The following is a 13,412-nucleotide window of genomic DNA, read 5'->3' as shown; positions in this document are numbered from 1 at the left end:
GCGTTAAAAAACTAGAGGATGGGGTCGACGCTGTGTGCGAGGGATTGTGGGGGGGGGGGGGGGCCCGCGGGGGGGGGGGCGCGCGCCACTCGTCTGTGCTCAATTGCCGCTGCTCCGCAGACGGCGGCGAGGCCGCGGGTGGGGTGGGGTCAGCTCGTGTAGATGGCTTCGATGTCCTGCTTGTAGGTGCTCGCCACGACGGCGCGGCGGAGTTTCAGGCTGGGGGTCATCTCGCCGCCCGCCTCGGTGAAGTCGACCGGCAGGATGCGGAACTTCTTGATCGCCTCCGCCTTGGACACCGCCTGGTTGGCCTCGTCCACGGCGGCCTGGATCTCGCCGCGCAGGGTCTCGTCCTCGACCAGCTCCGCCACCGTCGCCGACGCCGGCTTGCCGTTCTGCTCCTTCCAGGCGGGGAAGAACTCGGGGTCGATGGTGATCAGCGCGCCGATGAACGGCTGCGCGTCGCCGACCACCATGCACTGGCTGATCAGCGGGTGGGCGCGCAGGCGGTCCTCCAGCACGGCGGGCGAGACGTTCTTGCCCCCGGCCGTGACGATGATCTCCTTCTTGCGGCCGGTGATCTTCAGGAAGCCGTCGTCGTCGAGTTCGCCCAGGTCACCGGTGTGGAACCAGCCGTCCTCCAGCGCCTCCGACGTGGCCTGCTCGTTGTTCCAGTAGCTGCGGAACACGATGTCGCCCTTGATCAGGATCTCGCCGTCCTCGGCGATGCGGATCGCGGTGCCGACGACCGGCCGGCCGACCGTGCCCACCCGGAACGCCGCCGCGGTGTTCACGCAGGCCGCGGCGCTGGTCTCGGTGAGGCCGTAGCCCTCCAGCACGGGCACGCCGATGCCGCGGAAGAAGTGCGCCAGCCGCTCGCCGAGCGGCGCGCCGCCCGACACCGCGTTGGTGCACCGGCCGCCCAGCGCCGCCTGGAGCTTGCTGTAGACGAGCTTGGCGAACAGCGCGTGCTTGAGCTTGAGCCCGAGCCCCGGGCCGCCCGCGTCCAGCGCCTGGCTGTAGGCCACCGCGGTCGCCTCGGCCGCGTCGAAGATCTTGCCCTTGCCCGCCGCGTGCGCCTTCTGCTTCGCGCCGTTGTAGACCTTCTCGAACACGCGCGGCACGGCCACCACGAACGTGGGGCGGAACGACTGGAGGTCGTCCACCAGGTTCTTCACGTCGGCGGTGTGGCCCATGGTGACCCGCGTGTAGACGCCGCACACCGACAGCGCGCGGGCCAGGATGTGCGCCAGCGGCAGGAACACCAGCAGCGAGTTGCCGGCCTGCATGAGCTGCGGGAACGCGGTGATCCCGCCGCGCACCTCGGACAGCAGGTTGCGGTGGGTCAGCTCGCAGCCCTTGGGGCGGCCGGTGGTGCCGGAGGTGTAGACGATGGTCGCCGTGTCGTCCGCGCCGACCGTCTTGCGCCGGGCGCGCGCGTCGTCGTCGGACACCGACGCGCCCAGCGCGGTCAGCTCGTCGATCGCGCCCGCCGCGTCGCCGGACGGACCGTCGATCTGCCACACGTGCCGGACCTCGGGCAGGCCCGCCACGACGGAGTCGACCGTGGCGCGGTGCTCGGAGGTCTCCACGAACACGGCCTTGGCCGAGGAGTCGGACAGGATCCACTCGACCTGCTCGGCCGAGGAGGTCTCGTAGATCGGCACCACGACGCCGCCCGCGTGCCAGATGGCGAAGTCCAGCAGCGTCCACTCGTAGCGGGTCTTGGACATCAGGCCCACCCGCTCGCCGGGCTGGAGCCCCGCCGCGACCAGACCCTTGGCGACCGCGAGGACCTGCGCGGCGAAGTCGCGGGCGGTGACGTCGACCCATGTCCCGTCCACGCGACGGCGGAAGCTGACGGCGTTGCCGAAGCGCTCCGCGTTCGCCCACACCATGTCGGTGAGGTTCTCCTCGGCAGCCACAGTGGCGGTGGCGGGGACGCTGAACTCGCGCACGTCGACCTCCGGACGTTGTTTGTTACCGGTGGGGAAACCTAGCCTGTGATTCCGGCGATACACCAGGCCGGCCCCTGGTTCCGTAATCGTGTCGTGGCACTCTTCCCTCCCGTGCCCAGTGTCGACGTCGTGGACGAGACCTTCCTCGCAGTGCCGCCCGCGGTGGTCGCGGCCGCCTTCGCGCCGCCCGCCGCGTGGGCGCGGTTCTGGCCGGACCTCACCCTCGAGGTATACGCCGATCGGGGCACTGAGGGGTTGCGCTGGACGGTCGGCGGCGCGCTCGTCGGAACGATGGAGGTGTGGCTGGAGCCGGTCCTGGACGGCACCCTGCTGCATTACTTCCTGCGTGCCGACTTGCCGGCCGGTGCGTCCGACCGGCGGGTGCGGCGCGAGGTCCGCCGACGCCAGTTGGCCGCCAAGGAGGTGTCGCTCGGCCTAAAAATGATCTTGGAAGCCGGCCGGGCCCCCGGGGTGGCGCCGCCGCTGCCGTAGATTTGGGACTCGTGCGGGTTCACGTCGTCTCGGATGTCCACGGCAACGCGGAGGCGCTGGCCCGCGCGGGCGACGGCGCGGACGCGCTGGTCGTGCTCGGCGACCTGGTCGACTTCGTCGACTACTACGACCACGGCAAGGGGATCCTCGGCCGGGTGTTCGGCGCGGAGAAGGTCGAGGTGTTCGCCCGGCTGCGGCGCGGCCGGTTCGGGCCGGAGACGGTCCGCTACATGCGGTCGCTGTGGGAGAGCCTGGACAACGCCGCGGACGTCGTCCAAGAGGCGATCATGGAGCAGTACACCGCGCTGTTCGCGGTGATGAGCGCGCCCACCTACGCCACGCCGGGCAACGTGGACAGCCCCGAGCTGTGGCCGCTGTTCGCCCGCGACGGCGTGCACGTGCTGGACGGGCAGGTGGCCGAGATCGGCGGCCTGCGGTTCGGCTTCGCGGGCGGCGCGCTGCTGCACCCCGGCCACGTGCCGAACAGACGGGGTCCGTGGCGGCCCTACCTGCGCACGGAGGAGGAGTTCGGCGCGGCGCTGGCCGGCCTGGGCGAGGTGGACGTGCTGTGCACGCACGTGCCGCCCGCGGTGGCCGAGCTGACCTACGACGTGGTCGCCCGCCGCCCCGAGCTGGGTTCCACGTCGTTGCTGAAGGTGATCGAGCGCGACCGGCCCCGCTGGTCGGTGTTCGGGCACGTGCACCAGCCGATGGCGCGCCGGGTGCGGGTCGGCTGGACGGAGTGCGTCAACGTCGGCCACTTCCAGCGCACCGGCACGCCCCACGTGTTGCGCTGGTGAGCCGAACCACCGGGTAGCCTCCCCGGCATGGCCGACGAGTCCACCCAGTCCATCGTCATCGACGCGACGCCCGAGGAGATCGCGGCGGTCATCGCCGACTTCGACGCCTACCCCGAGTGGGCCAACGGGGTGAAGCGCGCCGAGGTGCTGGAGACCGGGGCGGACGGCCGCGCGACCCAGGTCAAGTTCAACATCGACCAGGGTCCGATCAAGGACGAGTACGTGCTCGCCTACGACGAGTGGTCGCCGAGCCGGATCTCGTGGCACCTGGTCCGGGGCCAGATGCAGAAGTCGCAGGAGGGCAGCTACGCGCTGTCGCCGCGGGGCGGCTCGACCGAGGTCACCTACACCCTGTCGGTGCAGCTCGTCGTGCCCATGATCGGCCTGTTCCGCCGCAAGGCCGAGAAGATGATCATGGACACCGCGCTCAAGGAGCTGAAGCGACGGGTGGAAAACCGGGTGGACAACGCTGGATGAGCGCCCGACTGCTGCTCTTCACGGGCAAGGGCGGGGTCGGCAAGACGACCTTGGCCGCCGCCACCGCCACCGCGCTCGCCGCCGGTGGCCGCAAGGCGCTGGTCGTGTCCACCGATCCCGCGCACTCGCTCGGTGACGCGTTCGGCGTGCCGCTGCCCGCGCACCCGACCGAGGTCGAGGGCGGTCTGCACGCGGCCCAGGTCGATCCGCGCGCGCTCGTCGACGACGCCTGGCGCGACCTGCGCGGCCACCTGCGGACCGTGCTCGCCGGCGCGGGCGTGGACGAGCTGGACGCCGAGGAGCTGACCGTCCTGCCCGGCGTCGAGGAGCTGCTGGCGCTGTCGGAGGTGCGGCGGCTGGCGAGCGGCGGGCCGTGGGACGTCGTGGTCGTGGACTGCGGCCCGACCGCCGAGACGCTGCGCCTGCTCGCGCTGCCCGAGGCGTTCGCGTCCTACCTGGAACGGCTCTTCCCCACCCACCGCCGGGTGGTGCGCGGGCTGCTGGCCGGCGTCGCCGGCAGCGGCTCGGTCGAGCGGTGGGACGCGACCGCCGACGCGCTGGGCCGGCTCGCGGAGGACCTGGCGCAGCTGCGCGACCTGCTGACCTCGCCCGCGACCAGCGTGCGGCTCGTGCTGACCCCCGAGCGGGTGGTCGCGGCGGAGACCAGGCGGACCGTGACGGCGCTCGCGCTCCAGGGCATCCGGGTCGACGGCGTGGTGGCCAACCGGGTCGTGCCCGACCCCGGCGACGACCCCGGACCGGCGGCCGCGTGGCTGCGCACCCGCCGGGCCGAGCAGGACGCCGTGCTGGCCGGGCTGGCCGACCTCGGGCCGGTCGCCGCGGTGGGGCACCGGGCCGCCGAGCCCGTCGGCACGGCCGCGTTGCTGGACCTCGCCAAGGGCCTCTACGAGGGGCGCGACCCGCTGGCCGGCGACGCCGCCGACGAACCGCTGCTGTCGGTCGAGCGGACCGGCGAGCTGGAGTACACGCTGCGCCTCGCGCTGCCGGTCGGCGACTCGTCGCTGGACCTGGCGCGGGTGGGCGACGACCTGGCCGTCACCGTGGACGGCAGGCGCCGGCTCGTCGCGCTGCCGTCGCTGCTCAGGCGCTGCCTGGTGACCGGCGCGGAGCTGGACGACACCGGGTTGGCGGTGCGGTTCGCCCCCGACCCCGAGCTGTGGATGCGGTGAGGCACGTGGACCCGAAGCTCGCCGAGGAACTGCGCCTGCTGCTCGACGCGGCCGCCGAGCGGGCGCAGCCGTGGCTGCACCGGGTGGCCGCCGCCGAGGGCGACCACGACACCAGGACGTGCGGCTGGTGCCCGTTGTGCAACGCGGTGGCGCTGGCCCGCGGCGACCGGTCGGAGCTGGCCGCGAAGGCCGCCGAGCACGTCGCCGGGCTGATCGCGGTGCTGCGGGCGGCGCTGGCCGAGCCCGCGCCGGGTCCGTCCGCCGGCACGGGAACCGCGGGTGCGGGAACGTCCGATCCGGGCACGTCCGGGGTGGACGGCGAGCCCGGCAGACCCGCGAAGCCCAGGGTGCAGCACATACCCGTGGTGCGGCGGTCGCAGTGCTGACTGTCGGCGTCGACGTCGGCGGGACGAGCGTCCGGGCGGGGGTGGTCGACGGCGACGGCGCGGTGCTCGACACGGCCCGCGCGGCGACGCCCAGCGGCGAGGAGGCGCTGGAGGAGGCCATCGGCACGGCCGTGGCCGAGCTGGCGGCCCGGCACCGCGTCGCGGCCGTCGGCCTGGCCGTGGCCGGGTTCGTGGCCTCCGACCGGCGGACCGTGCGGTTCGCGCCGCACCTGGCGTGGCGGCAGGCCCCGGTGGCCGAGCGGATCTCCCGACGCGTCGGCATGCCCGTGGTGCTGGAGCACGACGCGAACGCGGCCGCGCTGGGCGAGCACCGGTTCGGCGCGGCGCGGGGCGCGCGGATCGCCGCGCTGGTCGCCATCGGCACCGGGATCGGCGGCGCGCTGCTGATCGACGGCCGGGTGTTCCGCGGCGCGCACGGCGTGGCCCCGGAGCTGGGCCACCTGCGGCTCGTGCCGGACGGCCGGCCGTGCCCGTGCGGCAAGAGCGGGTGCTGGGAGCGGTACTGCAGCGGCACGGCGCTGAGCACCACGGCGGTCGAGCTGCTGGCCCGCTACCCCGGCCAGTCGACCGTGCTGGCGCGGGAGGCGCTGGGCGACTCGCGGGCGGTGACGGGGCGTCGGGTGGCGGGCGCGGCGCGTGACGGCGACCCGCTGGCGCAACGCGCGATGGCGGACCTGGCGCGGTGGCTGGGGGAGGGGTTGGCGCTGGTCGCCGACGTGTACGACCCCGAGGTCGTGGTGATCGGCGGTGGCGTGTCGGAGTCCGCGCCGTTGTTCCTGGACGACGCCCGGGAGCGCTACGCGGCCGTGGTGACCGGCGCCGGGCACCGGCCGTTGGCCCGCATCCGGACCGCCCAGCTCGGCGACGACGCGGGGATCGTGGGCGTGGCGACCCTGGCCCGGGACGTGGCCGAGCGCACAGCGCGCAACGGCCGTCACCGTTGACCTTCCGCAACGCGTAGCATCGCGGGATGCGCACCTCCGGCGCCGTGGAGCCCCGATGAGGACCGGCGCGGCAACCGGGCACGTCGGCTACTTCCACGAAACCGCCTTCTACGCCAGCGACGACGACTTCAGGTCGATCGTGCTGCCGTTCGTGGACGACGGCGTGGCGGCGGGCGAGCCGGTGGTCGTGGCGTGCCGGCCGGACAACGAGCGCCTGGTCCGCGAGGCGGTGGCCGACCCGTCCGGCGTCGTGTTCCTGGCCGGCGCCGACCAGTACGACCGGCCCACCGAGGCCATCGTGGCGTACCGGAAGCTGTTCGCGGAGTACGCGGGCGTGACGCAGATCCGGGTGGTGGGCGACGTGCCGCACCCCGGCGTCGGCGCGTCGTGGGACTGGTGGTCGCGGTACGAGGCGGCGGTGAACGACGTGTTCGACGAGTTCCCGCTGTGGGGGCTGTGCCCGTACGACCTGCGGACCACGCCGGCCCGGGTGCTGGCGGACGTGGCGCGCACGCACCCGCACGTGGCCGGGACGGACGGGTCGCACCTGGCGAACCCGCGTTTCCGCACGTCGTGGGCGTTGCCTACGGCCGGGCCGACGGCGTTCGAGGCCGGGCTGCCCGCGGTCGAGCTGACCGACCCCACGCCCGCCGAGGCGCGGCGGGCGGTGACGGCGGCGTGCGGCGTGGCGCGGCTGAGCCACGACGAGGTGGACGACATCGTGTACGCGGCGAGCGAGGCCGTGACCAACGCGCAGTGCCACGGGCGGCCGCCCGTGCGGCTGCGGGCGTGGGCGGGGCCGTCGCACGTGCTGGTGGCCGTGACGGACCGGGGTGAGGGGCCGTCGTCGCCGTTGGCGGGCCTGGTGCCGACCGACCGCACCACCACGGCCGGCGTGGGCCTGTGGCTGACCCACCGGACGTGCCGCGACGTGATCATGACCCGCGACCCCGAGGGCTACACGATCCGCCTGCTGATCGGCTCCTAACCCCGCGTGTCCTACGTTCCGAACGCGCGTGTCCTACCTCCAGAACGCGTGAGTCCTACGTTCAGAACGCGTGAGTCCTACGTTCAGGCACCCCGAGTTCAACGCTCAGGACACGCAGCCGCCCGGCCGTGGACGTCGTGAGTGTTGAACTCGGGTGTTCTGAACGTAGGACTCACGCGACGCGAACGTAGGACTCACGCGACCCGAACGTAGGACACGCGTGACGCGAACGTAGGACACGCGCGTTCTGGAGGTAGGACACGCGCGGGGGTTAGAGGACGGCGCCGTCGTCCCAGCCCGAGTCCGGTGGTGGGGTGTTGCGCATGCGCAGGATCAGCCACGCCGCGCCGGCGCACATCACGACCAGGGCCAACGGCGTGCCCACCGCGCCGGTCAGGCCGAACAGGCCCGGGAACAGCAGCACCACCACGCCCAGCAGGATCAGCACCAGCGCCGCGATCGTGCCCGGCCGCAACGCGGGCAGCGGCGGCGGGTCCGGCGGCACGTAGTGGTCGTCCGGGTCGTCGGGGTACGAGTCCGGGTCGTCGTCGGCCGTGGCGACGGCGGGTTGGCCCTCGGGGCGCACGGGACGCGCGGGCTCCGCCTCGTCGGCGTCGTCCGGCTCGACCGCGTCGGGCCAGCTCTGCCTGCCCACGCCTTCGCGTTCCAGACCCGCCACGATCTCGGCGAAGGCCGCGTCCACGCCCTCCGGGCCGTCGGTCGAGTCGCGTCGGGAGTTCATCGGCGTGCTCCAGCCCTCCGGGTCGTGAAGGCCAATCCTCTGCCAGTGCCATCGTCGCACGACGCCGCTGTGTTGCGGGTTACGGCAGCCGGTGGACCTTGGGACCGTACCGCTTCCGCGCGGGTCTTCGTTGTGTCTTGCGCCATCGGATCCGTAGGCTGACGGCGGGGATCAAGCACGTCGAGGAGGCGCTCCCAGCGGTGCTCTACTGGTTGATGAAACACATCTTTCTCGGGCCGCTCCTGAAGCTGTTCTTCCGACCGCGGATCATCGAGGGCGCGGAGAACATCCCCAAGGAGGGCGGGGCCATCCTGGCGAGCAACCACCTCGCGGTCTCCGACTCGTTCTTCCTCCCGCTGAAGCTGTCGCGGCGGGTCACCTTCCCGGCCAAGATCGAGTACTTCACGGGCAAGGGCCTGAAGGGCAGGCTCCAGCGCTGGTTCTTCTCCGGCGTCGGCCAGGTGCCGATCGACCGGTCCAGCGCGTCGGCGGCCCAGGGCGCGCTCGACACCGGCGTGCGGATCGTGCGCGAGGGCAAGCTGCTCGGCATCTACCCCGAGGGCACCCGGTCGCCCGACGGCCGCCTCTACAAGGGCAAGGTCGGCGTCGCGTGGATCGCGCTGGAGTCCGGCGCGCCGGTCATCCCGGTCGCGATGTTCGGCACGGACAAGGCCAACCCCATCGGCTCGAAGATGTGGCGGCCGTACCCGATCCGGATCAAGATCGGCAAGCCGCTGGACTTCTCCCGGTACGCGGGCCTGTCCGGTGACCGGTTCGTGCTGCGGTCCATCACCGACGAGATCATGTACGCCCTGATGGAGCTGTCCGGGCAGGAGTACGTCGACGTCTACGCGGCCAAGGCCAAGGAGGCGCAGGGCGACGGCGGGCAGCCGCCTGAGGCGGACCGGCTGCCCGAGGCGAAGGCGAGCTGACCGAGACCCCCTAGGCTGACGGGGTGCGGTTCTTCTACGACTGTGAGTTCATCGAGGACGGGGTCACCATCGACCTCGTCTCCATCGGGGTGGTCGACGAGGAAGGCCGCGAGTTCTACGCCGTCTCCACCGAGTTCGACCCGGCCAAGGCCGGTCCGTGGGTGCGCGCGAACGTGCTGAACCAGCTGCCGCCGCCCGCCGACCGGGCCTGGCGCAGCCGGGAGCGGATCCGCGCCGACCTGCTGGACTTCCTCGGCGGCCCCAAGGCCAACCGGGACGACATCGAGCTGTGGGCGTGGTTCGCGGCCTACGACCACGTGGCGCTGGCGCAGCTGTGGGGCCCGATGCCCGCGCTGCCGCGCTGCCTGCCCCGGTTCACCCGCGACCTGCGCCAGCGCTGGGAGGACGTGGGCAAACCCCGCCTGCCGCAGGCCCCCGCGGACGCGCACGACGCGCTGGCCGACGCGCGGCACAACCTCGCGCGGTGGAAGGTGATCGAGACCGAACGGCTGCGGCGGGGTTTCGCGGTCCGGTAGGTGGACCCTCGCTTGCTGCACCGATCCAGGGCGTGTCAGTCTTGGGTGACCCTCGCCACGAGAAGAGATTGGCTAAGCAAATGCGCATTGGTGTGCTCACCGGCGGTGGCGACTGCCCCGGCCTCAACGCGGTCATCCGCGGTGTGGTCCGCAAGGGCATCGAGACCCACGGCTGGGAGATCGTGGGCTTCCGCAACGGGTGGCAGGGGCCGGTCGAGAACCTGACCAAGCCGATCGGCCTCGACGACGTGGAGGACATCCTCACCAGGGGTGGCACCATCCTCGGCTCGTCGCGCACCAACCCGTACAAGATCGACGGCGGTGTCGACCGCATCCGCGAGACGCTCGCGGCGAACAAGGTCGACGCGCTGATCGCGATCGGCGGCGAGGACACCCTCGGCGTCGCCAAGCGGCTCACCGACGACGGCATCGGCGTCGTGGGCGTGCCGAAGACCATCGACAACGACCTGGGCGCGACCGACTACACCTTCGGCTTCGACACCGCCGTGCACATCGCCACCGAGGCGATCGACCGGCTGCGCACGACCGCCGAGTCGCACCACCGCGCGCTGGTGGTCGAGGTCATGGGCCGCCACGCGGGCTGGATCGCGCTGCACTCCGGCCTGGCCGGCGGCGCGAACGTGATCCTCGTCCCCGAGCGGAAGTTCAGCGTCGACAAGGTCGTGGAGTGGGTGGAGCGGCGCTTCGAGCGCCAGTTCGCCCCGATCATCGTCGTGGCCGAGGGCGCGATGCCCGAGGGCGGCGCGGAGGTGCTGCACTCCGGCGAGAAGGACGCGTTCGGCCACGTCCGGCTGGGCGGCATCGGCACCTGGCTGGCCGAGGAGATCGCCGAGCGGACCGGCAAGGAGTCCCGCGCGGTCGTGCTGGGCCACGTGCAGCGCGGCGGCATCCCGACCGCCTACGACCGCGTGCTCGCCACCCGGTTCGGCCTGCACGCCGTGGACGCGGTCGCCGAGGGCGACTTCGGCGTCATGGTCGCGCTGCGCGGCACCGACATCGTCCGGGTCAAGCTGTCCGAGGCGACCGCGGAGCTGAAGACCGTCCCGCTGGAGCGCTACGAGGAGGCCGAGGTCTTCTTCGGCTGATCCCGCCGCGCGCCGGATCGACGAGCGCCCCCGGACCGGTTCGGTCCGGGGGCGCTTCGCGTCGGAGGCGGGGCGGTGGGAAGTGGCCGGTCATCGGTGGAGCGGGGCGGGGCCGGGCGAGGCGGCCGGCGAACCGGGGCGGGGAGGCGACCGGTGGCAGCGGGCGAGGCCGGGCGAGGCGGCCGGTGGAGCGGGGCGGGGCCGGGGGAGGCGGCCGGTGGAGCGGGACGAGCCGGGCACGCGGGTGGTCAGCGGTTGGTGAACGCGCCCAGGTGCAGGTAGGCGGCGAAGGTGCCCAGCCAGTGCTCGGCGTAGTAGCCGTGCCCGAACACGTGCCCCAGACCGGCCTCCCGGTGCACGTCGGCGGCGGTGCGGGCCAGGTCGGCGTAGCGGTGCCCGGCGGGCAGCGCGTCGGCGACGGCGCGCCACTGCCAGGCCCGCGACAGCGCGAGGCCCACCAGGTGCGAGCCGTGGGGGTCGGCGGGGTCGTCCACGGGCACCGGCTCGCGCAGCACCTTCCAGCGCGCGTCCTCCAGGTTCGGCAGGAACGCCTCGAACCAGGCGGTGAACGCCCCGGCCGGCAGCACCCGCCGCACCAGGTCGGCCTCGGTCAGCGCGGGCGAGAGGAAGTCCGCCGCGTCCGGCTCGAACCCGCCGTAGCCGGCGTCCTCCCGGTGCCACCGCAACGCCGCCTCCGCGCACGCCCCGGCCAGCTCCTCGTCGCCCACGGCCCGTGCCGCGTCGAGCACCAGCCCGGTCGCGAACGCCGTGTTGCCGTGCGTGCCGGTCCGGACCGGCAGCCGCGCGCCCGCCACCTTGGCGAGATACCGGTCACGCAGCACCGCGCTCAACGGCCGCAGCGCCGTCGCCCACGGCGCGTCCCAGGTGCGGAGTTCCGCATCGAGCACCAGCAGCCACGCCCACCCGTACGGGCGCTCCCAGAAGCCCCCGTTGGGCCCGTCGAAGAACGCCGCCTCGACCCGGGCGTGCTCCTCGGTGATCAGCGAGTCCAGCGCCCGGCGGGCGTCGTCCGCGCCCTCGATCCCGGGCCGCAGGCGCAGCAGGCGGACCGCCAACCAGGTCTGATGCACGCACGAGTGCCAGTCGAACGACCCGGCGAAGATCGGGTGCAGCACCCGCTGCGGCACCAGGTCCGCGTCGCCGGTCACCACGTGCGACCAGTGCGCCGGGTAGTCCCGCCGGAGGTTGTCCACCGCGGTCCGCAGGAGCCTGGCCGCCGTGTCATCGTCCAATCGGGTGTCCGGCATGGTCCACATCATGCACACGTGGACCCGCGTCCGTCTCTCCATGTGGGCAGCTATCTTTAACGTGTGAACTGGACCGTGGACGTGCCCGTGGACACGCTTCCCGAGCTTCCGCCCCTGCCACCCGAGCTGCGCGACCGCCTGGACGACGCGTTGAGCCGCCCGGCCGCGCAGCAGCCGGAGTGGCCCGACGCCGAGCAGGTGCGCAAGGTGCGGACCGTGCTCGAGAGCGTGCCGCCGATCACCGTGCCGGCCGAGATCGACCGGCTGCGCGACAACCTGGCCGAGGTCGCCCGCGGCGAGGCGTTCCTGCTGCAGGGCGGCGACTGCGCGGAGACGTTCGCGGACAACACCGAGCCGCACATCCGCGCGAACGTCCGGACCCTGCTGCAGATGGCCGTCGTGCTCACCTACGGCGCGAGCCTGCCGGTGGTGAAGATCGGCCGCATCGCGGGCCAGTACGCCAAGCCGCGCTCGTCGGGCATCGACGCGCTCGGCCTGCCGTCCTACCGCGGCGACATCGTGAACTCGCTGGTCGCGACGCCCGAGGCCCGTGTGCCGGACCCGTCCCGGATGATCCGCGCCTACGCCAACGCGGGCGCGGCGATGAACCTGCTGCGGGCCATGACCACGGCCGGCATGGCCGACCTGCACCGGCTGCACGACTGGAACAAGGACTTCGTCCGCCAGTCGCCCGCCGGCGAGCGGTACGAGGCCCTGGCCGGCGAGATCGACCGCGGCCTGCGGTTCATGTCGGCGTGCGGCGTGAACGACGCGTCGCTGCACACGACCGAGATCTTCGCCTCGCACGAGGCGCTGCTGCTCGACTACGAGCGGGCCCTGCTGCGCCTGGACACGAGCGGCGACCAGCCCAGGCTGTACGACCTGTCGTCGCACTTCCTGTGGATCGGCGAGCGCACCCGGCAGCTCGACGGCGCGCACATCGCGTTCGCCGAGCTGCTGTCCAACCCGATCGGGTTGAAGATCGGCCCGTCGACCACGCCGGAGATGGCCGTCGAGTACGTCGAGCGGCTCGACCCGCACAACCAGCCCGGCCGGTTGACGCTGATCAGCCGCATGGGCAACGGCAAGGTGCGCGACGTGCTGCCCCCGATCGTGGAGAAGGTCACCGCCTCCGGCCACCAGGTCATCTGGCAGTGCGACCCGATGCACGGCAACACGCACGAGTCGTCCACCGGCTACAAGACCCGGCACTTCGACCGGATCGTGGACGAGGTGCAGGGCTTCTTCGAGGTGCACCGGCGGCTGGGCACCCACCCCGGCGGCATCCACATCGAGCTGACCGGCGAGGACGTCACCGAGTGCCTGGGCGGCGCGCAGGAGATCTCCGACCTCGACCTGGCGGGCCGCTACGAGACCGCCTGCGACCCGCGGCTCAACACGCAGCAGTCGCTGGAGCTGGCGTTCCTGGTCGCGGAGATGCTGCGCAGCTGACCCGGACCCGATCGACGACGTGGGCCCCCCCCCCCCGGGGGGGGGGGGGGGGGGGGGTAAAAAAAAACAGCCCCCCCCAAAACAACACATATCGGGGTTGTGGGGGTGTGGGGGTGTGGT

The 13,412-nt window shown here is 72.9% G+C and carries 14 protein-coding genes; 11 read left to right on the top strand and 3 right to left on the bottom strand.

Going from position 1 to position 13,412, the window contains the following annotated elements:
* Positions 1-149 precede the first annotated feature (149 nt).
* Entirely contained in the window at positions 150-1,958 is a 1,809-nt protein-coding gene (locus ACFXGA_RS18435; RefSeq protein ID WP_378089352.1) for an AMP-dependent synthetase/ligase, read from the bottom strand.
* Between the two features lie 111 nt (positions 1,959-2,069).
* On the opposite strand from ACFXGA_RS18435, the gene ACFXGA_RS18430 reads away from it, so the two are divergent.
* From ACFXGA_RS18430 to ACFXGA_RS18400, 7 genes are read left to right on the top strand one after another with little or no spacing between them, the layout of a single operon-like run.
* The gene (locus tag ACFXGA_RS18430) at positions 2,070-2,450 is read left to right on the top strand and encodes a polyketide cyclase / dehydrase and lipid transport (RefSeq protein WP_378089350.1); all 381 of its coding nucleotides are present in this window, start codon (positions 2,070-2,072) and stop codon (positions 2,448-2,450) included.
* 11 nt (positions 2,451-2,461) lie between these two features.
* Entirely contained in the window at positions 2,462-3,250 is a 789-nt protein-coding gene (locus ACFXGA_RS18425; protein WP_378089348.1) for a metallophosphoesterase, read from the top strand.
* A gap of 27 nt (positions 3,251-3,277) precedes the next feature.
* Complete coding sequence (locus tag ACFXGA_RS18420) at positions 3,278-3,727, top strand: SRPBCC family protein (protein WP_378089346.1); 450 nt, start codon at positions 3,278-3,280, stop codon at positions 3,725-3,727.
* Complete coding sequence (locus ACFXGA_RS18415; protein WP_378089344.1) at positions 3,724-4,917, top strand: ArsA family ATPase; 1,194 nt, start codon at positions 3,724-3,726, stop codon at positions 4,915-4,917. The genes ACFXGA_RS18420 and ACFXGA_RS18415 overlap by 4 nt, the downstream gene beginning before the upstream one ends.
* A complete protein-coding gene (locus ACFXGA_RS18410) occupies positions 4,914-5,303 on the top strand; it encodes a hypothetical protein (RefSeq protein WP_378089343.1) in 390 nt (129 codons plus the stop codon). Before ACFXGA_RS18415 ends, ACFXGA_RS18410 begins: the two co-directional genes overlap by 4 nt.
* On the top strand, positions 5,297-6,268 hold the full coding sequence (locus tag ACFXGA_RS18405; RefSeq protein ID WP_378089341.1) for an ROK family glucokinase: 972 nt from the start codon (positions 5,297-5,299) through the stop codon (positions 6,266-6,268). The genes ACFXGA_RS18410 and ACFXGA_RS18405 overlap by 7 nt, the downstream gene beginning before the upstream one ends.
* 55 nt (positions 6,269-6,323) lie before the next feature.
* Complete coding sequence (locus ACFXGA_RS18400) at positions 6,324-7,256, top strand: anti-sigma factor RsbA family regulatory protein (RefSeq protein WP_378089339.1); 933 nt, start codon at positions 6,324-6,326, stop codon at positions 7,254-7,256.
* Positions 7,257-7,527: 271 nt separating this feature from the next.
* Here ACFXGA_RS18400 and ACFXGA_RS18395 read toward each other — a convergent pair whose 3' ends face one another.
* A complete protein-coding gene (locus ACFXGA_RS18395; RefSeq protein WP_378089337.1) occupies positions 7,528-7,998 on the bottom strand; it encodes a hypothetical protein in 471 nt (156 codons plus the stop codon).
* 200 nt (positions 7,999-8,198) lie between these two features.
* On the opposite strand from ACFXGA_RS18395, the gene ACFXGA_RS18390 reads away from it, so the two are divergent.
* The 3 genes from ACFXGA_RS18390 to ACFXGA_RS18380 all read left to right on the top strand — a co-directional run bounded on the left by ACFXGA_RS18390 (position 8,199) and on the right by ACFXGA_RS18380 (position 10,572).
* Positions 8,199-8,930: a lysophospholipid acyltransferase family protein gene (locus tag ACFXGA_RS18390; protein ID WP_378089335.1), complete on the top strand. Its 732-nt coding sequence runs from the start codon at positions 8,199-8,201 to the stop codon at positions 8,928-8,930.
* A 23-nt stretch (positions 8,931-8,953) separates the two neighbouring features.
* Positions 8,954-9,466 (top strand): polyadenylate-specific 3'-exoribonuclease AS, encoded by a 513-nt coding sequence (locus ACFXGA_RS18385; RefSeq protein ID WP_378089333.1) that lies wholly within the window; start codon positions 8,954-8,956, stop codon positions 9,464-9,466.
* A gap of 80 nt (positions 9,467-9,546) precedes the next feature.
* Positions 9,547-10,572, top strand: coding sequence for a 6-phosphofructokinase (locus ACFXGA_RS18380; RefSeq protein ID WP_378089331.1), 1,026 nt, complete (start codon positions 9,547-9,549; stop codon positions 10,570-10,572).
* Between the two features lie 248 nt (positions 10,573-10,820).
* On the opposite strand, the gene ACFXGA_RS18375 is transcribed toward ACFXGA_RS18380, so the two are convergent.
* The gene (locus tag ACFXGA_RS18375; protein ID WP_378089329.1) at positions 10,821-11,840 is read right to left on the bottom strand and encodes a DUF2891 domain-containing protein; all 1,020 of its coding nucleotides are present in this window, start codon (positions 11,838-11,840) and stop codon (positions 10,821-10,823) included.
* 63 nt (positions 11,841-11,903) lie between these two features.
* On the opposite strand from ACFXGA_RS18375, the gene ACFXGA_RS18370 reads away from it, so the two are divergent.
* Positions 11,904-13,292 carry a class II 3-deoxy-7-phosphoheptulonate synthase gene (locus ACFXGA_RS18370; protein ID WP_378089327.1) on the top strand — a complete coding sequence of 463 codons (1,389 nt, stop codon included), beginning with the start codon at positions 11,904-11,906 and terminating at the stop codon, positions 13,290-13,292.
* The last annotated feature ends 120 nt before the right edge of the window (positions 13,293-13,412 follow it).

Source organism: Actinosynnema sp. NPDC059335, from assembly GCF_042752395.1.
In the GTDB taxonomy this organism is placed as follows: domain Bacteria; phylum Actinomycetota; class Actinomycetes; order Mycobacteriales; family Pseudonocardiaceae; genus Actinosynnema.
The sequence above is the reverse complement of the archived record's forward strand: the minus strand, read 5'-3'. Positions and strand labels throughout refer to the sequence as shown.